At 66.9% G+C, this 20,968-nt stretch carries 21 protein-coding genes and 1 pseudogene; 10 read left to right on the forward strand and 12 right to left on the reverse strand.

Annotation, left to right across the window (positions count from 1 at the left end):
- Positions 1-8: 8 nt before the first annotated feature.
- Genes AC3WTE_RS11425 through AC3WTE_RS11435 form a run of 3 tightly spaced genes read right to left on the reverse strand, consistent with a single transcriptional unit; the run spans position 9 to position 2,119 of the window.
- Positions 9-437 (reverse strand): VOC family protein, encoded by a 429-nt coding sequence (locus tag AC3WTE_RS11425; RefSeq protein WP_492437571.1) that lies wholly within the window; start codon positions 435-437, stop codon positions 9-11.
- Between the two features lie 45 nt (positions 438-482).
- Complete coding sequence (locus AC3WTE_RS11430; protein ID WP_492437572.1) at positions 483-902, reverse strand: hypothetical protein; 420 nt, start codon at positions 900-902, stop codon at positions 483-485.
- 11 nt (positions 903-913) lie between these two features.
- On the reverse strand, positions 914-2,119 hold the full coding sequence (locus AC3WTE_RS11435; protein ID WP_492437573.1) for a globin domain-containing protein: 1,206 nt from the start codon (positions 2,117-2,119) through the stop codon (positions 914-916).
- A 238-nt stretch (positions 2,120-2,357) separates the two neighbouring features.
- Between AC3WTE_RS11435 and AC3WTE_RS11440 the strand changes: the two genes are divergently transcribed.
- Positions 2,358-2,723: a PE-PGRS family protein gene (locus tag AC3WTE_RS11440; protein WP_492437574.1), complete on the forward strand. Its 366-nt coding sequence runs from the start codon at positions 2,358-2,360 to the stop codon at positions 2,721-2,723.
- A gap of 201 nt (positions 2,724-2,924) precedes the next feature.
- On the opposite strand, the gene AC3WTE_RS11445 is transcribed toward AC3WTE_RS11440, so the two are convergent.
- Positions 2,925-3,659: a SigB/SigF/SigG family RNA polymerase sigma factor gene (locus tag AC3WTE_RS11445; RefSeq protein WP_492437727.1), complete on the reverse strand. Its 735-nt coding sequence runs from the start codon at positions 3,657-3,659 to the stop codon at positions 2,925-2,927.
- A gap of 40 nt (positions 3,660-3,699) precedes the next feature.
- Complete coding sequence (locus AC3WTE_RS11450; protein WP_492437575.1) at positions 3,700-3,981, reverse strand: hypothetical protein; 282 nt, start codon at positions 3,979-3,981, stop codon at positions 3,700-3,702.
- 170 nt (positions 3,982-4,151) lie between these two features.
- Here AC3WTE_RS11450 and AC3WTE_RS11455 point away from each other — a divergent pair, with 170 nt between their 5' ends.
- Complete coding sequence (locus AC3WTE_RS11455; protein ID WP_492437576.1) at positions 4,152-4,436, forward strand: hypothetical protein; 285 nt, start codon at positions 4,152-4,154, stop codon at positions 4,434-4,436.
- Between the two features lie 153 nt (positions 4,437-4,589).
- A pseudogene (locus AC3WTE_RS11460) lies at positions 4,590-5,265 on the forward strand (cutinase family protein).
- Here the strand turns inward: AC3WTE_RS11460 and AC3WTE_RS11465 are convergent.
- The 4 genes from AC3WTE_RS11465 to AC3WTE_RS11480 all read right to left on the reverse strand — a co-directional run bounded on the left by AC3WTE_RS11465 (position 5,266) and on the right by AC3WTE_RS11480 (position 10,600).
- Positions 5,266-5,649, reverse strand: a complete 384-nt coding sequence (locus tag AC3WTE_RS11465) for a hemerythrin domain-containing protein (RefSeq protein ID WP_492437577.1) — start codon at positions 5,647-5,649, stop codon at positions 5,266-5,268.
- Positions 5,650-5,752: 103 nt separating this feature from the next.
- Positions 5,753-7,015 carry an osmoprotectant NAGGN system M42 family peptidase gene (locus tag AC3WTE_RS11470; RefSeq protein ID WP_492437578.1) on the reverse strand — a complete coding sequence of 421 codons (1,263 nt, stop codon included), beginning with the start codon at positions 7,013-7,015 and terminating at the stop codon, positions 5,753-5,755.
- A gap of 55 nt (positions 7,016-7,070) precedes the next feature.
- Positions 7,071-8,798, reverse strand: coding sequence for an N-acetylglutaminylglutamine synthetase (ngg, locus tag AC3WTE_RS11475; protein ID WP_492437579.1), 1,728 nt, complete (start codon positions 8,796-8,798; stop codon positions 7,071-7,073).
- Positions 8,795-10,600 (reverse strand): N-acetylglutaminylglutamine amidotransferase, encoded by a 1,806-nt coding sequence (locus AC3WTE_RS11480; protein WP_492437580.1) that lies wholly within the window; start codon positions 10,598-10,600, stop codon positions 8,795-8,797. Before AC3WTE_RS11480 ends, ngg begins: the two co-directional genes overlap by 4 nt.
- A gap of 270 nt (positions 10,601-10,870) precedes the next feature.
- Here AC3WTE_RS11480 and AC3WTE_RS11485 point away from each other — a divergent pair, with 270 nt between their 5' ends.
- Together AC3WTE_RS11485 and AC3WTE_RS11490 are read left to right on the forward strand one after the other, a co-directional pair.
- On the forward strand, positions 10,871-11,038 hold the full coding sequence (locus tag AC3WTE_RS11485; RefSeq protein WP_492437581.1) for a hypothetical protein: 168 nt from the start codon (positions 10,871-10,873) through the stop codon (positions 11,036-11,038).
- 259 nt (positions 11,039-11,297) lie between these two features.
- The gene (locus AC3WTE_RS11490; protein ID WP_492437582.1) at positions 11,298-11,951 is read left to right on the forward strand and encodes a DUF1361 domain-containing protein; all 654 of its coding nucleotides are present in this window, start codon (positions 11,298-11,300) and stop codon (positions 11,949-11,951) included.
- On the opposite strand, the gene AC3WTE_RS11495 is transcribed toward AC3WTE_RS11490, so the two are convergent.
- Positions 11,929-12,615: a response regulator gene (locus AC3WTE_RS11495; protein ID WP_492437583.1), complete on the reverse strand. Its 687-nt coding sequence runs from the start codon at positions 12,613-12,615 to the stop codon at positions 11,929-11,931. The genes AC3WTE_RS11490 and AC3WTE_RS11495 overlap by 23 nt on opposite strands.
- Positions 12,616-12,874: 259 nt before the next feature.
- Here AC3WTE_RS11495 and AC3WTE_RS11500 point away from each other — a divergent pair, with 259 nt between their 5' ends.
- The 4 genes from AC3WTE_RS11500 (at position 12,875) to AC3WTE_RS11515 (ending at position 15,398) form a co-directional block, all read left to right on the forward strand.
- Positions 12,875-13,108, forward strand: coding sequence for a hypothetical protein (locus AC3WTE_RS11500; RefSeq protein ID WP_138230931.1), 234 nt, complete (start codon positions 12,875-12,877; stop codon positions 13,106-13,108).
- A gap of 44 nt (positions 13,109-13,152) precedes the next feature.
- Entirely contained in the window at positions 13,153-13,344 is a 192-nt protein-coding gene (locus tag AC3WTE_RS11505) for a hypothetical protein (RefSeq protein ID WP_492437584.1), read from the forward strand.
- Between the two features lie 87 nt (positions 13,345-13,431).
- The gene (locus AC3WTE_RS11510) at positions 13,432-14,985 is read left to right on the forward strand and encodes a GAF domain-containing sensor histidine kinase (protein WP_492437585.1); all 1,554 of its coding nucleotides are present in this window, start codon (positions 13,432-13,434) and stop codon (positions 14,983-14,985) included.
- Between the two features lie 41 nt (positions 14,986-15,026).
- Positions 15,027-15,398: a response regulator gene (locus AC3WTE_RS11515; protein ID WP_492437586.1), complete on the forward strand. Its 372-nt coding sequence runs from the start codon at positions 15,027-15,029 to the stop codon at positions 15,396-15,398.
- Positions 15,399-15,419: 21 nt separating this feature from the next.
- Here AC3WTE_RS11515 and AC3WTE_RS11520 read toward each other — a convergent pair whose 3' ends face one another.
- Positions 15,420-16,799: a cytochrome P450 gene (locus AC3WTE_RS11520; RefSeq protein WP_492437587.1), complete on the reverse strand. Its 1,380-nt coding sequence runs from the start codon at positions 16,797-16,799 to the stop codon at positions 15,420-15,422.
- A 44-nt stretch (positions 16,800-16,843) separates the two neighbouring features.
- Between AC3WTE_RS11520 and AC3WTE_RS11525 the strand changes: the two genes are divergently transcribed.
- The gene (locus AC3WTE_RS11525) at positions 16,844-17,764 is read left to right on the forward strand and encodes an FHA domain-containing protein (protein WP_492437588.1); all 921 of its coding nucleotides are present in this window, start codon (positions 16,844-16,846) and stop codon (positions 17,762-17,764) included.
- On the opposite strand, the gene AC3WTE_RS11530 is transcribed toward AC3WTE_RS11525, so the two are convergent.
- Positions 17,761-20,856: an FAD-dependent oxidoreductase gene (locus tag AC3WTE_RS11530; protein WP_492437589.1), complete on the reverse strand. Its 3,096-nt coding sequence runs from the start codon at positions 20,854-20,856 to the stop codon at positions 17,761-17,763. The genes AC3WTE_RS11525 and AC3WTE_RS11530 overlap by 4 nt on opposite strands.
- Positions 20,857-20,968 lie beyond the last annotated feature (112 nt).

Consider the following 20,968-nt stretch of genomic DNA (forward strand, 5'->3'; position numbering starts at 1 on the left):
CAGAGCGTCTATCCCAGGCTGACGGTGCCGTCTGCGTTGATCCGCCAGTTCGGATTGTGCGCGATCTCCCAGATCACGCCATTGGGATCCTGGATGTGCGCGTGGAACACCCCACCGAACCGCCCGGGCTGCGGCGGCTTGAGTGTGGTGCCACCCGCGGCGGTCATCGCGGCCGCGAGTTCGACGACGGCGTCCGGACTGTCGACGTTGTGCGCCAACGTGATTCCGCTGACCTGCGAGTGGTCGGCCGCCTGCGCGAGGTCAGCGTTGAACTTCTCCGCGAGGAAGAAGGCGAGTAGTTGGCCCGGCGCCGACTGGTAGAAGATGATCTCTCCCGGCACATCGAGCGTCGGGGTCCAGCCGAGCGCGGCATAGAACCGCCGGGTGGCATCCAGGTCGACCGTGGCCAGGGTGAAGAAGTGCAGTTGCTGCTTCATGGCCCCAGGCTACGTAGTCCTGCCGACACTGCTCGCGGTGGTCAATCAGAGCAAACAGATGCCGGCGACCAGGAGGGCGACGACCTTGATCAACTCCAACGCCACGTAGACGTAGTGCCCGCGGGACCGTGGCCCGACACGGCCGGCCAGCACTTCGTCCGACCGGCGATTCAGCCTGGGACGTACGACGAGCAGCTGTGCCGCGAGTGCCGTCACGGCCACGACGAACGCGGCCGTGACGGGCACCGAAGGCCGACTCACCAAGACCGCCAGCACAATTCCCGCCGCGAATACCAGCTCGACCGTGTTGAGCGCGCGGAATACCAGGCGCCCTATCCCGAGCCCGATCTGCAGCGTGACGTTCGGAGCCCGGAATTTCAGCGGCGCCTCCAGGAAAGAGATGGCGAGCACCATCCCCAACCAGACGAACGTGATGGCGACCTGGATCGCTGCCGGAGTAGTCATCAGCTGCGAGGCTAGACGGCCAGCGGGCTGAAGGCTTCGAACCAGATGCGCTCTCGCGGTATCCCGGCTACCTCGAGCTGCCGGACCGCCTCTTCCATGAACGGTGTCGGGCCGCAGATGTAGACGTTGGCTTCGGACGGGAAGTCGATGGCGCTCAGGTCGATTCGGCCACGCCGGTCTGGTTCGGTCAACGGATAGTCGTCGGGCAGCCCGTCGTACCACGTGTGCAGCGCGGCACCGGGAATCTGGTCGACCAGATCGGCAAGTTCGGCGCGGTGGGCGTGACTGGCGCGGGTGCGATCACAGTGCACCGCGGTCACGGGGCGTCCCGGCTGCTCTGCCGCGATGAAGTAGAGCATGCCGAGCACAGGGGTGATCCCGATGCCCGCCGAGATCAGCAGCAGCGGCGTGTCTGCGGGACTGTCCAGGGCGATGTCGCCGAACGGGTGCGACACCTGAAGCACATCACCTTCGAACACGTACTCGTGCAAGTACGACGACACCGCGCCGTCACGACGCACCGAGATGCGCCACCGGTCGTCGGCACCTGCGTGCGACAAGCTGTACTGACGAATCTGACGAGCGCCGTCGGGCAGTTGCACGGCCACCGAAATGTACTGTCCCGGAGTGAAAGCGGGGAGTTTTCCGCCGTCGACGGCGGCCAGCCCGAAGGCCACCGTCAGCGGCGACTGCTGCACCCGGTCCACCGCCTTGACCGGCATCCAGACATGCTCCGGATCCGTGCCGGCCGCCTCGTACAACTCCTGTTCCCGACCGATCAGCATGTCGGCCATCGACCAGTAGACCGCCGTCCACGCCTCGGCGACGTCGGCCGTGACGACGTCTGCGCCGAGCACCTCGACGATCGCCGCGAACAGGTGCTCGTAGACCACCGGATACTGCTCAGGTGCCACACCGAGGGACGCGTGTTTGTGGGCGATCCGCTCAATGACGTCAGCGCCGGGGGCATCCGGGTCGACCAGCAGCGTCGCGTACATGGCGACCGATCCCGCCAACGCCTTCTGCTGCGATCCGTTGGCCTGGTTGCCGCGGTTGAACAGATCACGCTCCAACTCGGGATGCGCCGCGAACAACCGGCGGTAGAAAACCGGGGTGATCTCCCCGATCGCACCACCGACCACCGGCAATGTGGCCTTGACGACCTCGGCGTGGGCCGGGGACAACAGGGCCGGCGACAAAAGCGATGTAGACGACATGGCAGAACCTTTCACTGTGGTGTGAATGCGCTGGCGCGACCTGGCTCGAAGATTTCCCGATGCCCGTCCTCCACCTGTTAAGCAGGCTATTTAAATAAGCATCATCGATGCAAGTATTACTGGAGGTGACCTACGACACACTGTAGTACTCACGCATCGCCCGTGAGTGGACCCCGAGCTTCGAATTGATCACCGCTGACAATGTTTGACCGTGCCCCGGGGCGGCAATGAACTGGATATGTTGACTAACAAGATCATTCCCCTGTTGGCGGCCGGCGCGTTCGCATCGGCCGGCGTGGCCGCCCCGTTCGTTTCAGCCGACATCGTGCCGAGCACCGTCGGTGCCCATCCGGTGCTGACCAGTTACCCGCTGCAGCCCGCCGATGATCCCGGCCCCGGGCCGGGCGGCGGCGGTTGCGTCAACGGCCAGTGTGGTTCCGGCGGCGTGAACGGCGGTCCCGGAGGCGGCCCGGGAGGTGCCGGCTGCGTACCCACCCAGATCGGCACGGTCTGCGGCTCCGGCGGCACCAACGCCGGCCCGGGTGGCATGCCCGGCGGCAGCGGCTGCATTCCCGGAGTCGGCTGCGGCAGTGGCCACGGCTAGTTGTCGGTGAGTCCCGCCTGGGCAACCAGGCGGTCGGCGCCACTGGTGCGCTCGGGCGAAAGCCCTTGCCGCACCAGCGCGTCGAGAAAGTCGGCCGCCACCGTCGCGTCCGCATCGACGTCACCGGCCCACCGCTGATTCTTCTCGCCGCGCCAAGCGGCGGGGAGAGTCAGGCTCTCGAGCCGTTACGCCAGAGCGCCGTCAGCTCTGCGCCGCCACCTGCTCCCGGACCTCGCGCAGCGTCCGCTCCAGGATCCGCGAGACATGCATCTGCGAGACGCCGATGGTATCGGCGATCTGACGTTGGGTCTTGGATGCGAAGAATCGCAGGTAGAGAATCCGTTGTTCGCGCGGCGGGAGCGCCTCCAGCGCGGGCTTCACCGACTCCCGATCAGTGATCCGCTCGAACCCGTCGTCGACATCGCCGAGCAGGTCAGCGAGCGACTGGGGGTTGTCGTCATTGTCGGCCACAGGCGTATCGAGTGATTGCGGCTGATAGGCATTGGCCGCCAGCAGTCCTTCGACGATCTGTTCGGGGGCAACGCTCAGCGCCTCGGCGAGTTCACTGGTATTCGGCGACCGACCCAAGCGCTGCGTCAATTCGGTTGTCACGCCCTTGATTTGCTGACGGATGTCGCGAACGCTCCTGGGCACGTGCACTTTCCAGCCGTAGTCACGGAAGTGGCGCCGGAGCTCGCCCATGATGGTCGGGACCGCGAACGCCACGAATCCCGCGCCGTTGTCGGGGTCGAAACGGTTGACCGCTTGGATCAGACCGACGCGGGCGACCTGGACCAGGTCGTCGATGTTCTCTCCCCTGCCATCGAAATGACGGGCCAGCCGGTCCGCCAATGGGCAGCACCGCAACACGATGTTGTCGCGCTGCCGAATGAACTCGTCGGACTCTGCCGGAAGGGCGCGCAGCTCCGCCACCATGGCGGGGACATCCGCATATTCATCTGAGTAACGGGCGCCTTCAGGTAAGCGCTTCTCCAGCAATGAGGTTGACATGAACGTGCCTTCCCAGGCCCACAACACGCATCGGGAAAATCAACTCACCAGCGACTCCCGGTGACGTGGCATGCATGTTGTTTCCACCAATCACGTGGACCGGCAATCTGCCGTCGCCGATCGCCACCCGCGGTGCCCATTGCGCCGCGCCCTGATCTGGACCGCAGCCATACACCGGACGGGAAGCTTTCAGCTGCCGTCGCTTCGGTCTAAGCAACTGCGCCGTGGCGGCGCTGTAATCGACCATACCGCCGATCGGATCAGTGCACCACCGCCAGGCCCGCCGCGACCAGCAATAATTCCTGGCCAGACGTGAAAAAGGTGAATCGTGAGAACAGGTTTCACCGATTGCGGCCAGGGTATTCAGGCCACCGGCGACAGCAACAGACGAAAAGCCGGACGGGAAGCAATTTGCAGATGGCGGTGTGCATTACGTGCGGAACAGATTGCGACCAGGCGTTCACCGTCAACTGGAACGGCCGCAGTGCCACCTTCGACTGCATCGAGTGCATGGCCACGATGGTGGCCCCGATGTGTCGGCACTGCGGATGCCGAATCTTGGGTCACGCGGTGCGAACCGATGACCGACCATACTGCTGCGACCACTGCGCCGAAGCCGCTGAGGCCGGCGCCAAGCCCTCGGCAAGCAGCGAACGTTGGCAATTCGGGCTGCGCCCTGTCGGGCCCGTGCCGAACGATTGATGCAGTGCTGGTTTCGACCCGCCGTGCACTGGGTAACCACGCCGTATTCGTCGACCGCAATGGCGCGATCCGACGGGTGAGTCGAGGATCGGTGGATTCCACATGAAGACCATCACGTGCTGCCTGGCTGCAGCTCTGCCCCTGACCTCACTGATGCTGGCTGTGCCTGCGGCCACCGCGCCCGTATCGGCGCAGCCCTGTCCGGGATGTTCAAGTCGTGTTCGCGCGCGGCACCATGGAACCACCGGGCGTGGGTAAAGCCGGGCAGGCTTTCGTCGACGCCCTCAATGCGCGCGCCGCCGGCCGGACCGTCGATGTCGCCCCGGTCGACTACCCGGCGTCGCTCGACTTCGCCACGGCGGCAGACGGCGTCGTCGACGCGGCGAACCGGGTGCAGAGCACCGCGGCCATCTGCCCGACCACCAAGATCGTGCTCGGCGGGTATTCGCAGGGCGCTGCGGTGGCTGCCTACATCACCGAGGACGCGGTGCCGGCGGGCGTCACTCTGCCCATGGGCATCACCGGGCCGATGCCGGCGTTCGTGGCCGATCATGTGGCTGCGGTCGTGCTTTTCGGCAAGCCATCGTCGGGTTTCCTGCAGATGGTGTACACCGGCGCACCGCCGATCACCGTGGGCTCGCGTTACGCAACAAAGACTCTCGACCTATGCATTCCTGAAGACCCGGTGTGCTCCACGGCGGGAGGCGACAACGCCGCCCACGTCGCGTACGCCGATAACGGAATGGCCGATCAGGCAGCCCAGTTCGTCATGGGCAAGCTGGGCCGCTCCACGCCGCAACCACGCGTCGAGCAGTCCGCGTCCCGGTGATCACCGGTCCGTCAACAGCGGAAATTCCTCGGCTTCGACGCGCTGGGTGTGGTCCTCGGCGGCCTGCCGCAGGTGGGTGAGCGCCGTCTCGAATTCTGCTGACGTCAGGTCCAGCTGCCGCATGTGGTCCAACTGCTCCTTGGTCTCATCCACCTCGTCACGCAATGACTCGACCACCCGCCCGCGCCGCACGCGAGGGTGGACCAGCAACTCCTCGCTCACTTCCTGCGCGGTCAGTGCCGCCCGCAGCTCCGCGAAGTAGTGCTGCCGCTCGGTGATGTCCACCGCACGCAGCGTCTTTGCGAACAGCTCGCGCGTCGTCAGGTGCCGCGCTTTGACGTAGTCGATGACGTCATCATTGGCAGGTGTCGACGCCGGTGTCATGAGGTCCCTCCTCCGGTCTGGCACAGTATCCAGCTACTGCTACCCAATCCGCGGCGAACTAAACGCCGCGGACCCGACCAATTTGCGCCCAAATCGGTCCGGGTCAGTCCGGCAACGCGTCACCGCTGCCGTCCTCGGGTGGCCAGTGGTGTCCCTGTGACGCGGCACCGGGGTCGGTGTAGTCACCGCGCGACAGCGGCACCCACTGCTCGCTGGCAGCGGCCTGTTCGGCGGGGAAATCTTCGAGATCGCCGAACGGCTGCGCGTCCCACATCGCGAAAGTCAGCGGCGTGCGGAGCCAGCTGTACAGCAGCAGATAGGTCGCCTCGAGCGAATCGAGATGCGTGCGCTCCCAGCCGTGGCTGCCGTCGAGCCCGAACCCCACGAGCGCCGCGCGGGTGGCTGCGCCGGCTTCGATGGCTGCCGCAACGTCCGATCGGTAGTACCGGAAAATGTCGCGCGCGTGGGTAATTCCTTTTTCCTGGGCCAACTTGCACAACTTGCGGGTCAGGTAATAGTCGAACGGTCCGTGCATGTCGGCCATCGGAATGGTGACGCCGTGCTCGAGGGACTGCTGGCCGGGCGCACACACCGCGTTGTCCACGGACACCAGTTCCGCGACATCCGGCGGCAGGCCGTGACTGGCGCCGTGGCCGACCTCTTCGGTGATGGTCACCATGAGCGTTGTCCTGTGCGGCAGCACGATGTTGCGCTCGGCGACGACCTTGGCCAGCGTCAGGGCGATGGCCACGCCGGCCTTGCCGTCGAGGTGCCGGGAGACGACGAAACCGTCTTCGGTCAGCTCCGGGCTGGCCACCAGGGCGACGAAATCGCCGACGTTCAAGCCCAGCCGTTCGAGATCCGCGCGTGACTCCACACTGCGGTCCACCCGCACTTCCACGTCGTCCCAGCTGGTCGGCTGAGTGTCGATCTCGTCACCGAACGCATGACCACTGGCCTTGAGCGGCATGACGGTTCCGGTGAAGAACTGGTCGTTGTCGTCGGGCAGGATCCGGACCCGGGCGCCGGTGGCAAAACGGGCCGAGAAGGTGCCGACCGGAACGAGCGCCAGCCGGCCGTTGTCCTTGAGCTCGCGCACCATGCAGCCGATGGTGTCGGCGTGCACCACGATGGCCCGGTCCGTGGTCTGCGACCGCCCCGGCAGCTCGGCGATCAGCGCGCCACGGCGGGTCAGCGTGAACGGCACGCCGAGCTTGGTCAGGGTCTGGCCGATCAGTTGCATCACCGCATCGGTGCGCCCCGACGGGCTCGGCGTCTGCAACAACGCCAACAGCGTGTCGACCATCCAGCCACGGTCATCCGCCGACATGTGCAAGTTTTCGGCATCGTCGGGCTCAGCCATCATCCCTCCAATTCACCGGCACCTTGTCCAACAACGACATTCGAACTTCTGAGGCCACTCAGTGCTGCTCGATCGGATCAGGATGCCACGCCCACGGGGTGGCCGCCGTGCGCGGGAACAGCAGATCGATGAACGCCTGGGCGGTCGGACGTGGCTCGTGGTTCGCCAGGCCCGGACGCTCGTTCGCCTCGATGAAAACGTACTCCTCACCGCGCACCGTCGGCACGATCAGATCGATTCCGGTCACCGGAATCTCGATGGCCTCCGCCGCGTCCACGGCCACTTTCGCCAGCATCGGATTGAGCTCGTCGGTGACGTCGTGAATGGTGCCACCGGTGTGCAGATTCGCGGTGTGACGCACGATCAGTCGCTCGTTGGCCGGCAGTACATCGTCCAGCTGCCAGCCTTCCTTGTGCACGGTGTCCGCGGTGACGCTGTCCAACGGGATCAGCGATTCACCGTGCGTGGCCACCGACCGACGCCGGCTCTGCGCTTCGATCAGCTGGCGGATGGTGTGGGTACCGGTGCCGATCACCTCGGGCGGCTGGCGGATGGCTGCGGCGATCACCTTGCCGCCGATGACGATGATCCGCAGATCCTCACCCTCGCAGCGCTCTTCGATGAGAACGTGGGGGCAATGCTGCACGGCGAGTTCGATGGCACGGTTCAGCTCGTCGGCTCCGGTGACCCCGACCGTGATGCCCGCTCCCTGTTCTCCCCGGGCCGGTTTGACGACGGCCGTGCCCACCTTCTCCAGGAAGCGGCAGTCCTCGTCCGTGAACGTCGCCGTGCACCCTTCCGGTATGCGGATACCCGCGTCGGCGACGACGGCGCGGGCAATGCGCTTGTCATCGCACCGGCTCATCGCTACGGCACTGGTCAGCTCGGACAGCGATTCGCGGGTGACGATGCTCGTGCCGCCGTGAGTGAGCCGCAGGTAGCCGGCCTGCGCGTCGAGGACGTCCACCGCGATACCGCGCAGGATCGCCTCGTCGGCGATGATGCGCGCATACGGATTCAGTTGGGCCAGTTCCTCTTCCGGTTTCACCGGCGCGAACAGCGGTTCGTTGATGGCGTTCTTGCGCTTGATCCCGAGAACTGCAGGCACTCGGGTGAAGCCGATGCGCTCGTACAGCGCGATGGCGCCGCCGTTGTCATGCAGCACCGACAGATCCATCTGGGCCCGGCCGCGCCGGATGAACTCCTCGATCAACGAGCGCACGAGCAGGCCGCCGGTGCCGGGACGCGCCGCGGCCGGCTCCACTGCCAGGCACCACAAACTGGAGCCGTTCTCGGGATCGCCGAACAACTGCGTGTGGTCGATGCCCGTGACCGTACCGACGATCTGGCCGCTCTGATCGTCGATGGCGACCAGGTACACCACCTGCGGCGCGGACTGGCTGTTGGCCCACATCAGGTCGCTGTCCGCCGGCACCATGTGGCACCGCGAGTAGATGTGGTTGATCGCGACACAGTCCTCGAACGAATTCACCTGGCGCACCGACAATCCCGGGACCTCGGGCGGCTGGTACTGCATGGGCTTCGTCAGGTCGAGCCGGTAGGTGAAACTCGGGTCGATGAAGAACTCGTGCGGGTGCAGGGCCACGAAGACGTGCGGCGCATCGAGATACATCCCGATGTCTCTGCGGCCGCTGGCTTCCTCGCGCAGGGCGACACCGAATTCGGCGGGGTCGCCGAACGTCTGGCCGAAGACCAGCCGTCCCCACCCGAGATCCTGGACGACGCCGACGGCGGTGCTGCCGGCGTTGCCCTTGCCCGTGGTCACGACCGGGCCGCCCCGTCAACGTGCTGGGCGAGCCAGAGTTCCAGTAAACCGATCTGCCACAACGGATTCCCGCGCAGCGGGGTGAGACTGCCATTTGGATCGCGGAACATCTCGGTGACCACCTCCGGTGCGAACAGGCCGCGGTCGCGCGCGGCCCGGCTGTGTAGTGCGTCGCGGACCAGGTCCAGGTAGGGCCCGGCGAGATGCTTGAGCGCGGGCACGGGGAAATAGCCCTTGGGCCGGTCGATGACCTCGGCCGGGATGACCTTGCGCGCAGCGTCCTTCAGCACACCTTTGCCGCCCTGTGCGGTCTTGAATTCCGGCGGACAGGTCGCTGCCAACTCGACGAGTTCGTGGTCGAGGAACGGCACCCGGCCTTCCAATCCCCAGGCCATGGTCATGTTGTCGACCCGTTTGACCGGGTCGTCGACGAGCATGACGGTAGTGTCCAGCCGCAGCGCCCTGTCGGTGGCGGTGGCCGCACCGGGATGGGTGAAATTCTGCAGGACGAACGCCCCTGCAGAATCGTGATCGAGTTGCCACTGCGGCTGCAGTAGCCGGTTGACCGCGTCGTGGCTGCGGTCGAAGAATGCGCTCCGGTAGCGCTGCAGCGCGTCGGCCGGATCGTTGTCCATTGCGCCCGCCATCGGCGGATACCAGTGATAACCGGCGAAGATCTCGTCGGCCCCCTGCCCGGACTGCACGACCTTCACGTGCTGGCTGACTTCCTGCGACAGCAGGTAGAACGCCACGCAGTCGTGGCTCATCATCGGTTCGCTCATGGCGTCGATGGCACCCGAGAGTGCGGGCAGCATGCGTGACGAGTCGACGCGGATCTGGTGGTGGTCGGTGTCGAACTGGCGGGCGATGACGTCCGAGTACTTGAACTCGTCGCCCTCCTCCCCGCCCGCGGCTTCGAACCCGATGGAGAACGTGGCCAGGCCGTGCTGGCCGGCCTCGGCGAGCAAGCCGACGATCAAGCTGGAGTCCAGACCACCGGAGAGCAGGCAGCCCACAGGCACATCGGCGACCAGTCGGCGTTCGACCGCGGTGCGCAGTGCCGCCAGCACGGCGTCCCGCCAGTCGTTCTCGGTCCAGTCGGCCCGCTCCAGCGATCGCTCGAAAATCGGTTCCCAATAGGTCGTTTCGGTGCGCCTGCCATCGCGTTCGATGCGCATCACGGTGCCCGGTGGCAGCTTCTGCACACCGCGCAGGATGGTGCGCGGAGCAGGCACGACCGAGTGAAAGCTCAGATAGTGTTCCAGGGCAACCGGATCGAGCTCGGTATCGACCCCGCCCCCGGCGACCAGCGCCGGTAGTGACGACGCGAACCGCACCGCTCCCCCTGCAGCCTCGCACCAGTACAGGGGCTTGACCCCCAAGCGATCGCGCGCCAGCAGCACGCGTCCCGTTTCCATCTCCGCGACGGCGAACGCGAACATTCCGTAGAGGTGCTCGACGACCCGTTCGCCCCACTCCTGGTACCCCTTCAACACCACCTCGGTGTCACTGTGGGAGAAGAAGTGGTACCCCTTGCCCGAAAGTTCTTGGCGCAGCTGGGGATAGTTGTAGATGCAGCCGTTGAACACGACGGTGAGCCCGAGCTCCGGATCATGCATGGGTTGATGTCCGTGACTGGACAGATCGATGATGGCCAGACGCCGGTGGCCCAGCGCCACCCCGTCCCGCACCCACAAACCGCTACTGTCCGGGCCCCGCGATGCCAAACGGTCGGTCATGGCAGCCACTGCCGCCAGATCAGCACCACGGCCCCAGGCGATTTCGCCGGCAATGCCGCACATGGTGGAAGTCAGCTCCCTTGGTGGACGTCTCCGGTTCCACCGTACCCGATGTTCACCGTCGACGTGATGATCAATCAAATATCTACTGCTGCACTATGTTTGCTCGCACGGGATTCAGCGATCCGATTGACGGTCCGGAAAGTGCCCGGCCCGGAAGCCATACCCCGGCTGCATCAGCTGCGATTTTTCGTTGATTTCCAATCGATTTCGGTGACAGAAGTCCGGTTAGTCGGCTACCGACCGTCGCGGTAGCCGACTAACCTCGTCAAAATGTCTGTGCCACCACTCTATTGGCGAGTGGATTACGAAGAGGCGATGCTGCACTCCGTCGTCGCCGCCGCGTCCCGCGCATTCCGCGAACCGAGTCGCGGCATGGACAACGTGCAGCCGGTGGCCACCGACGGTATGGCATCTCGCGGGTCGACACGCATAGGTTGAGTACCGGCCATCACCGCCAGCGCCCCCAGCGCCATCGTCGCTCCGCACCGATCGCCACCAGGCGCCGCATCCACCGTATTGAGTTGTACCTCGAGTCCGTCAAGGACTACTCCCCTCCTGGCTTCGCTCCATCAACCGCTTCGCTCCATCAACCGAGGACGGCGGGCCAGCTCCGCCCTCGGCAGTCAGGTACCCGGGAATGCCGGACGCTAAACCCCGGAACCACAACCGTCCGCCGAATCCCGGGCACACTGGTCGGGTGATCGATTTCCGCGGGTTCCTGCTGGTCGCCGCCCTGCTCGCAACAACTGCGCTCACTCTGGTCCTCGGCATCACCGATCCGGAGGCGCGCTTGTCCTATCCGACCTTGTTCTTGGTGTGGAACATGTTCCTGGCCTGGATTCCGATGCTGTTCGCCGCCGCCTTCGCCGTGGTGTCCCGGCGCTCGTGGCTGCTGCCCCTCGGTCTGGGCTGGCTGGCTTTTCTGCCGAACGCGCCGTATCTGGTCACCGACCTCGTGCACCTGGGCGGACGTGACGAACTGTGGCGCCACGTGCTGCAGTTCGGCTTCGCCGCCTGGACCGGAATCCTGCTCGGCGTGGTGTCGTTGTTGCTGGTCCACAAGCGCATCGATCACGACTTCGGTCCCGTGTGGGGTTGGCTGACCGTGGTCGTGTCCGTGGGGTTGTGCGCGGTCGGTGTCGTGATCGGCCGGTTTCAGCGGTGGAATTCCTGGGACCTGGTCACCCGGCCGCACGCGGTGGTAGCGGAGACATTCGAGTGGGTCCGCTCGCCGCTTTCCTACGTGCAGTCGACCGGCGTGGGGCTGGCGGTTGCCGCGTTCTTCGGTCTGGCGTATCTCACCATCTGGGCACTCAACGGCTTGCGCCTCAGCGCGAATCCAGGAAGGTGATGACCGCCAGCACCCGGCGGTGATCCTCACCGGTGTCGGGCAGATTCAGCTTGCTGAGGATGCTGCGCACGTGCTTCTCGACGGTCCCTTCGGTCACCCAGAGCTGATGGCCGATGCCGGCGTTCGACCGGCCTTCGGCCATCAGCGCCAGCACCTCGTGCTCACGCTCGGTCAACACGGCCAGCGGGTCGTGACGGCGCTGCGCCGCGAACAGTTCCTGCACGAGGGCGGGGTCCACCACCGACGCGCCGCCCGTGATGCGGTGCAGCGTCTCCAGGAAGTCGGTTACATCGATGACACGGCTCTTGAGCAGGTAACCGATGCGCTGACCACCGCTGAGCAGCTCCATCGCATGCTCGACATCGACGTGCGCCGACAGTACCAGGATCGCGACATCCGGTAGCTCGCCGCGGATGACCTTGGCGGCGTCCAGCCCCTCGGTCGTATGTGTCGGCGGCATCCGGATGTCCGTCACCACCAGGTCAGGCACGGTCTCCCTGACCAAGGTGAGCAACTCGCCGCTGTCACTCGCCTGTCCGACCACGGTGAAACCCGCTCCGGTCAGCAGGCTCGCCACGCCTTCGCGGAGCAGCACGTCGTCGTCCGCGACGACGACCCGCGTCCCCTCCTTCACGCCTACTGCGTCCACATACGTCCCGTTCATCTCGACCCGATAGCCGCCGCGGGCGTCAGACGCCGGACGTGCCGCTCAGTGCGTTCATCTTGCCTCGCCGTCGGCAGGCGTCGCTCGCGGTCCTGTGAATCAGCCCCTGACCCGCTGACAGGCGGCTCGCATAGCAGCTAGCCCTACCGCTGAATTGGGCGCTGGCAGTGACGACGGGGACGACATTCCGGAGCAATGTGATTACCAGCCGAACACGGCCAACCGAAGTCACCTGAACACCGAAAGCTGGTAGAGGACAATGCATATCACTCGCACCCGGATCATCCCGCTGGCCGCGACGGCAGCCGCCGCGCTGGCCATCGTCGCCGCACCGACCGCGGCGGCCGCCACCCTACCCACAGGAGCCACCGTCACCCAGAGCAACGGCAACGCCCAGATCGTGGCGACGCCGGGTCCGGCCGCCCAGCAGGCAGGCCAATTGCAGCAGCCCTTCGGCGGCGACTACGGATTCCTGCTGTTCCGCAACCACTGACCTGACCCTGACCCCACCCACCGAGCCGAAAGCGAGCACCGATCATGAAGAACACCCTCAAGCGCGTCACCGTGTGGTTGTCCATCGCCGCGGTCGGCGGGGCACTCGTGGTGGCGCCGGTCGCCGCCGCAGACACCAACCCGACCGTCCCCAACGGCACCGATACCCACAGCCAGTACCAGAACGGCGAACACAACTCGAACGCGCCCGCAGGCCACGTCGACCAGTCGTTCTGACGCTCCGGTCCAGCCAGTCACCGCCGATACCGTCCTGACCGCGATTAGGGTCGTTGACTGAACACGTGACCAGGCGGGAGGCGGCGGATGAATCCGGAACGATGGAATCCCGCTGTCGCCACGCCACCGTGGTACGTCGGGCTGCTGGTCGCCGCGGGGCTGATCACCGCCGAGGTCGCCCTGGTGCGAGTGCTGCGCGATCCCCCGCCGCACGGCACCTACGCCATCGTCTTCATGTTCGGGGTGCTGATCATGAGCGCGGGCTGGGATCTGGGCCTGTCCCTGCTGACCACTGCCGCGAGCGCCTTCGCCTATCTGCAGGTGCATCTGGACGGCGGCCCGCTCCTGCCCCTCAAGCCGATCGATGTGCTGACACTGTCGGTTTTTCTCCCCGTCGCCGGCCTCGCGAATGTGCTTGGCTGGCAACTGCGTATCCGTGCCCGCGACGCGCACCGAAGCTGGCAGGTCGCGACCGGAGCCACCGAGCGGGTGCGCGAACTCGCCGAGCAGCAGGGAGCGCTGCGGCGCATTGCCACCCTGATCGCAGAGGGCACCTCACCGGCCGACGTACTGTCGAGCGTGGCCGACGAGGCCGCCGCCGTGTTACACGTCCGCAACGCCGGGCTCGTCCGCTACGAACCGGACGGCACCGCGACTCTTGTTGCCGCACATGACGAGCCGGGGCTCGCGGCCATATCCGTCGGGACCACGTTCCCCCTCGACGGTGACGACGTCATCGCCATGGTCCGGACAACGGGGCGCCCGGCGCGCATGGACACGCACGACGATGCCGGCGGCTCGACGGCGGCGCTCGTCCGCGACCTCGGTCTGCAAGCGTGCGTCGGCGTACCCGTCACGGTCGATGGACAGCTCTGGGGCGCAATGATTGTCGGCACACCGGGTCCGGGCGCCCTGCCGGCCGACACCGAAGCCTGCCTGACGGATTTCGCCGAACTCATCGCCACGGCCATCGCGAACGCCCACGCCCGCGCCGAGCTGGTGGCATCGCGCGCCCGGATCGTCACCGCCGCGGACAATGCGCGCCGTGGCATCGAACGTGATCTGCACGACGGCGCGCAGCAGCGTCTGGTCACCCTGGCCCTGCAGGTCCGCACCCTGCAGATGGCGGTTCCGGAGGATCCCGCCGAACTCCGGTCGAGGATCGCCGGGATCGGCGACGGCCTGCGCACCGCCAGCGACGAGCTGCGCGAGCTGGCGCACGGGGTACATCCCGCGATTCTGTCCCGCGGCGGGCTGCGTCCCGCGCTGCGCGACCTCGGCCGTCGGGCGCCGCTGCCGGTCGAGGTCCACGTCGACGTCCCGGTACGACTGCCGCAAGCCGTCGAGATCGCCGCGTACTACACCGTCGCCGAAGCTCTCACCAACGCCGCCAAGCATGCACAGGCTTCCGTGGTCACCGTGAATGTCGACACCGATGCCACGTCCTTGCGCATCTCGGTTGCCGACGACGGCGTCGGTGGCGCCGCTCTCGACGCCGGTAGCGGACTGGTGGGTCTCGAGGACCGCGTGGCCGCACTCGGCGGCAAGCTGCGCCTGTCGAGCACCACTGGTGTCGGTACCACACTGCTCGCCGAGATGCCGCTGGACGACGCGGTCGCCGCCGCCACAGATACCGGCTAGCAGGAATGCCTCGCCGGCATCGGTCAGCGACAATGGAATACATGACGAACCGCCGATCTCTGCGCTGCGTCATCGTCGACGACAATGCCGACTACCTGGCCGCCGCGACAGCGCTCCTGCAGCAGGGTGGCATCGAGGTCATCGGCACGGCACAGTCGGTGTCGGACGGGATGCACACCGTCGAGAGCCTCCAACCGGACGTCGCACTGGTGGATGTGCACCTCGGCGAGGAGAGCGGGTTCGACCTCGTCGACCAATTGCACACCCACGCCGACACCACAGGCGTGACGGCGATCCTCACCTCTACCCTCACCGAACTGCCCGTCGCCGATCTCTCCGGCACCGGCACACCACCGAGGTTCCTGCCGAAACTCGACCTCTCGGGTGACGCCATCCGCGCGCTCATCGCCTGACGACACGGCGCTGTTCCGGGCTCAGTGCGGCGCGACCGGGCATCTGGGCGGCGAGGTACCGGCCGCCCCTGAAACCTGGTGCCGCGCGCGGACGGTGATTCGGGCGCCGCGGTCGGGAATCAGTGTGACGTGCTTGAGCCGCTGGCCCTCGCTCGTCGCGGTAGTCGTCTGCAGTTCCGTTCGGCGCAACACTTCCCGCAGTACCACCCGCATTTCAACGAGCGCGAACGTCGCACCCAGGCAGCGGCGGTTCCCGCCGCCGAACGGTAGCCATGTGGTCGGCCCGGGGGCGGTGCCGACCATCCGGTCCGGGTCGAAACGCTCCGGGTCGACGTAGTGGTCGGCACTGGCATGGACCAGGCCAACGCCCGGCACGACCATCACGCCCTTGGGCAGCCGGTATCCGCCGATCTCCACGGGCTCGGTCAGCACCCGGCCGACGTCGTAGACCACCGGCCGGATCCGCAGAATCTCCCGAACGATAGCGTCGAGGTACTCGTCGCCGGCCGGATCCCCGGTGGCACTCGCATGGGCGGCCGCCACCGCCTTGTCCAGGATGTCAGGGTGCCGCGTCAGTCGTTCCAGCGTCCAGGACAGGGCGGTCGCGGTGGTGTCGTGACCGGCGGCCAGCAGCGTCATCAATTGGTCGCGCAGTTCGCGATCGGTGATGTGCCGGCCGTCCTCATCGGCTGCCCGGATCAGCATTGCCAGGACATCGGTGCGCCGGGCCAGCATCGGGTCGGCCCGCCGCTCGGCGATTTCGGCGTAGATCAGCGTGTCGGCTTCGGCCAACCGCTTCCGCACGACGGTCCACGGCCATACGCGGTACAGCGAAGGCCGCGCGATCGCCAGTGCCGCCAACCAGTTCAGATCCAGAAGCTTCGGCATCGCCGTGCGCAACGCGGTCAGGCGGTCCGGAGCGGTCGCGCCGATCACGGTCTGCAGGATCACTTCGAGTGTGAGTGCCGACATGTGCGGTGCCACCGCGAATTCTGTTCGGACGGGCCAGTTCTCGATGGACTCCGCAGCGATGGCCGCCATGGCGGCCGTCTGCCGGTCGACAGCGCCGCGCGTGAACGGTGTGAGCATCAACCGCCGCCGGTCCGCGTGCACCTCGTCGTCGACGACAAGCACCGAGTGCTCGCCCACCAGCCCGATCAGCATCGAATTCGCTTCGCCCGCATGGAAAGTATGCGGATCGCCGGCAAAAACCTGTTTGATGTGGTCGGGATCGGTCAGATAGACGACGGTGCCTATGGATGCGATCCGCAAGGTGAACATCGTGCCGTATCGCCGTTCGCATCTGGCGACAAAACCGGGCCAGTCCCGCAGCAGCAACGCGGCCTGAGCTGCCGCCGGCAGCCTGGGCCCCGGAGGCAGATCCGTTCCTCGATGACGCATGGTTGCTCACCCCCATCGGTACCCCGACTCTACCCATTTGCCCCGTGGCACGGGCCTGGACGCTGACCTATCATCAGCATCTGCGGCAAACTACCGAGGCGGCGACAAAGGTGGAACAGAAGCGGCACTGCGTGGCCATCGGTCGCGGCGAGGGTCTGGTCGCCCGGTACGGTGACGTGCTCGTGTACATCGCCGACCCCACCAGGGCCCGGCCTCTGATACAGACGCTCACCTCGACCGGCCATCCGTCGGCACTACCCCAGGCACTCGCCGCCCTGACGACCGGACCGGCGTCGGATGCCGTGCCGCACTTCGGGGCGCTTGTGCCTACCGGCGACGCGTTGCACCTGATCGTGCACGGTGAGGTGATCGCCGATATCGAGGCCGGAGGCGGTCACCGCAGAGTCAGCGGCGGCAGCCGGCCCGTGGTCGACGAGACCGTCGCCCCGTGGTTCGACCGGATCACGATCTGCACGGCCGCAACGACATTCGTGCCGTGTGCGGATACGGACCTCGTCGCCGGCGTGGTGCCCGGCGCAGGCTTCGTGTTGCAGTCACGAGTCGTCCGCCCCGCCGCGGCGCAGGCACCGGCACAGGTGGCCGCGACGACCCGGGGCCGCCCGGTCACGGGGGCGCTGATCGCCGACGACGGTGCTGTGTATCCCCTGGACCGCGCATACATCATCGGCCGCAATCCGCTGCTCGACCCCGCGGTGAGCAACGCGTCGGCGTCACCCATCAGCCTGCCCGACGATCCGCAGGTGTCCCGGGTGCATGCCTACGTGACGGTCAACGGCGGCATGGTGATGGTGCGCGACGCGCGCACCGCCGGCGGCACTTTCATCGCGGCGCCCGGAGACCAGAACTGGACGCAGATCGGTGACCAGCCCGTCGAGCTCAACCCCGGCTGCTACCTGCGCATCGGCCAGAAGATCCTCACCTACGACGTATCCGTGCCGAGTTAGTAGGCCAGCCGGTCGGGTTCGGACAGGACGCCCCAGTTGCCCATCCGCAGCACCTCCAGGGCCGCCGGTCCGACGGGTCGCCGCTCACGGACCGCCTTCTGCGCGGCCGCGAGGTCGGCCGGGTGGTGCCCCAGGACGGTGGCGCCGACGGCACGGCCCTGCGACACCACGAGCCTGCGGTAGGACGGCACGCCGGGCCGATCGATGACCACCACCTCATCGCCCGGCGCCGGATCGACAGGACCGATCGAAAACAGCTCCAAGTCAACACCTTTGAGGATGGTGGGCGGGGTCTCGACGGGGACGGTACGGTCCCCGCCCAGTGCGTTGACGGCAGCCGCCTCGGCCTGTTCCGTCGCGACGGGCCACAGGCCCAGGACCCGGCCACCGTGCTCGGCCACGTCACCGGCCGCGTAGACGCCGGGCACGCGGGTCTGCATCCGGTCGTCGACCAATACCCCTTTGCCGACGGGAAGGCCCGCGTCTCTGGCCAATTCGATGTTGGGCCGGATACCGGTGGCGGCCAGGAACACCTCGCACGACAGGATGCGGCCGTCTTTGAGTCGCACCCCGGTCACTGCGGGATCGCCGCGGACTTCTGCTGTTTCCGCCTTGTGCGCGATGCTGATTCCCGCGCGGGCGAAGTGCTCGGCCACCAGCTGCGAACAGCGCGCGTCGATCTGCTTGCTCAGCAGCCGGGTGCCGCGTTCCAGAACGGTCACGCGCAGCCCGAGCTGATGCAGGCAGTAAGCCGCCTCCAGCCCCAGCAGGCCGCCACCGGCAACCACCGCGTGCCGGGCCCGGCGCTCCTGCACGTACGCGCGGATCCGCATCGCGTCGGCAGCCGACCGCAGTACGACACTTCCGGGCCGGTTCAGCCCGGGGGTGTCGGGCACGGCGGCGCTGGAACCCATCGCCAGGATCAGCCGGTCGTAGGGCAGCGCCTCCCCGGTGCCCAAACGCACCACCTGCGAACGCAAATGGATGCCGGTCGCCCACGTGTTCAGCCATGCGGTGACACCATGCTCGTCGTACCACTGCTCCGGCAGCAGGTACAGCCCTTGCATCGCGGACCGGCCGTACACCAGCCGGGAGATGCCCATTCGGTTGTACAGGCCGTGCGGTTCGGCACCCACCAGGTGAATCTCGCAATCCGGGTGCCCGCGACGCAGGAAGTCCGCGGCGGTCACGCCCGCGATGCCGTTGCCGATCACCACGACGCTGACGATCGAGCGGTCGTAGCGGACCGGCCTGCTTGCCGCGGTGTCGGCACGTTCGGGAGTCAGCGAAACCGTGACGTCGCCGCCCTGAATCCGGGCGCAACAGGCCATGCGGCTAGACTTGCCGAGCCCCAGTCGGTTGAGGGTCTTGAGCTCGTCGGCCTCGGCCGGCGACAGGCACCCCATCCCGTCGACGATCGATACCGGGTCGGCACCGCACACACCCATCCGGCAGCCGGCCTCGATCGCCTGCCCGCTGCTTTCCGCGACGTCGAGCAGGCTCATCCCGACGTCGGCCCCGACAGCCTCAGGCCCCGACTCGAAACGCACTCGCGCAGCACTGCTTTCGGCGGCAGCGCCATCTGCGCCGGCCGGCATCGTCGGCGTATTCAACAGGACCGGCGCCGACCGGGCGCCGGTGACGTAGGCGAACTGCAATTCACTGACCCGGGTGCGAGCCAACCACCACAGCGTCAGCACCGCGATCACCACGGTGATGGGCCACCGCAACCAGGGCGCGTCGATGCCGGTGAGCTGCCGGAGGGAGTCGGTGAGGATGGGACCGGAGAACCAGTAGTAGGCGTTGATGGCCACCGCCGCGAACCCCGCCGTCAGCATCGCCTGGCTCAACGGCGTGACCGCCTGCAGCACGTAGCAGAGGCCGACACTCACCAGCACGAAAAGCGCAAGCACACCATACTTTTCGGTCACCGTCCCGCCCTGCTGGGCATGCACGGTGAAGAAGCCGATGATGAATCCCGGTAACGCGGCCGCGAACAGCACACGGGGCGCACTCCACCGCGGGTCTGGATCCGCCATGTCGGCCTGCCACGCCGCCCGAGGCTTGAAGTCGTAACAGTTCTTCGCACACCCCAGGCAGGACTCGCAGTGACTGTTCGGTGAGGTGACGTACGGCGTCTGGCCGTAGGTGCGCTGTAGCGGCAGCAGCGGACAGATGCTGGAGCACCAGCCGCTCTTGCCTTTGAGCAGGAACCCACCGGCGAACGCCGAAGCGATGAGAACCGCCAGCACCACGCCCATCGACGGGCCGTTGCGGTCGAGGCCGGCCAGCCGTGCCCCGGCGATGCCGAAGAAGAGGGCCGCGGCGATCAGGAAGCCGTTGCGCGTCCACCACCCCGGCGCCGTGGCAGCTCGACTGAACCCGGCGACGCGGGGTAGTTGATTCGACGCCGAAAGTGGGCAGACGTTGCGCCAGACACCGGGCGCGATGAAGAACAGCGCCGGCCACAGGGGCACGATGACATGGAAGAAGGCGAACAGTCCGGCAGCCGGCCGCACGAACAGCGCCACCACCACCGTGACATAGACCAGCACGCTGCCGACCCGGACGGCCTGCCACACCCGGCGCGAAATCCGATGTGGCAGTTCGGTGTACGGCGGAAACAGATCTCTGGTTCCGGTGGGATCGATACCGAGCGCCCGCTCGGCCAGTCGCACCCTCGGTGCGCCCGTCTCGGCGGCGGCCGGTACCGGGACCTCGACGAGTTTCACCACCCGCATGGTCCGCGTGGGGTCGTGGCCGGCGGCGGCAGGCGGTTGATCCGCGGACAGCGGTTTCGGCGCGCGCAGCACGATGATCTCGGTGCGGCCCAACCGGATCACGTCGCCGGTCGAGAGCGTGCCCCGTCCGGACAGCGGCACGCCGTTGACGGTGCTGCCGTTGCTGCTGCCGAGGTCGACGACCGACAGCGCCGTCGGGGTCGGCACCAGCCGCAGATGGCGCCGGGACACCTCACCGTCGGCGAGGTTGATGCCGTCGCACTCCCGCCCGAACAACAACGGCCTGCTGAGGGTCAATCGGCGGGCCGGCCTGCCCCATTCGCGGACCTCGATCACCGGCGGCTCAGCCATGGTCAGCTCCCCGAGAAGTCGTCACCACGCGGCGCCCGGATGGTCTGGGCGAACGAGTTAGCTGGCTCAGCTTAATTCGGGCCGCACCGATCTACCTCGCGATCCGCACTAC

It is taken from the genome of Mycobacterium sp. FW102-FHT13B02 (assembly GCF_058790275.1).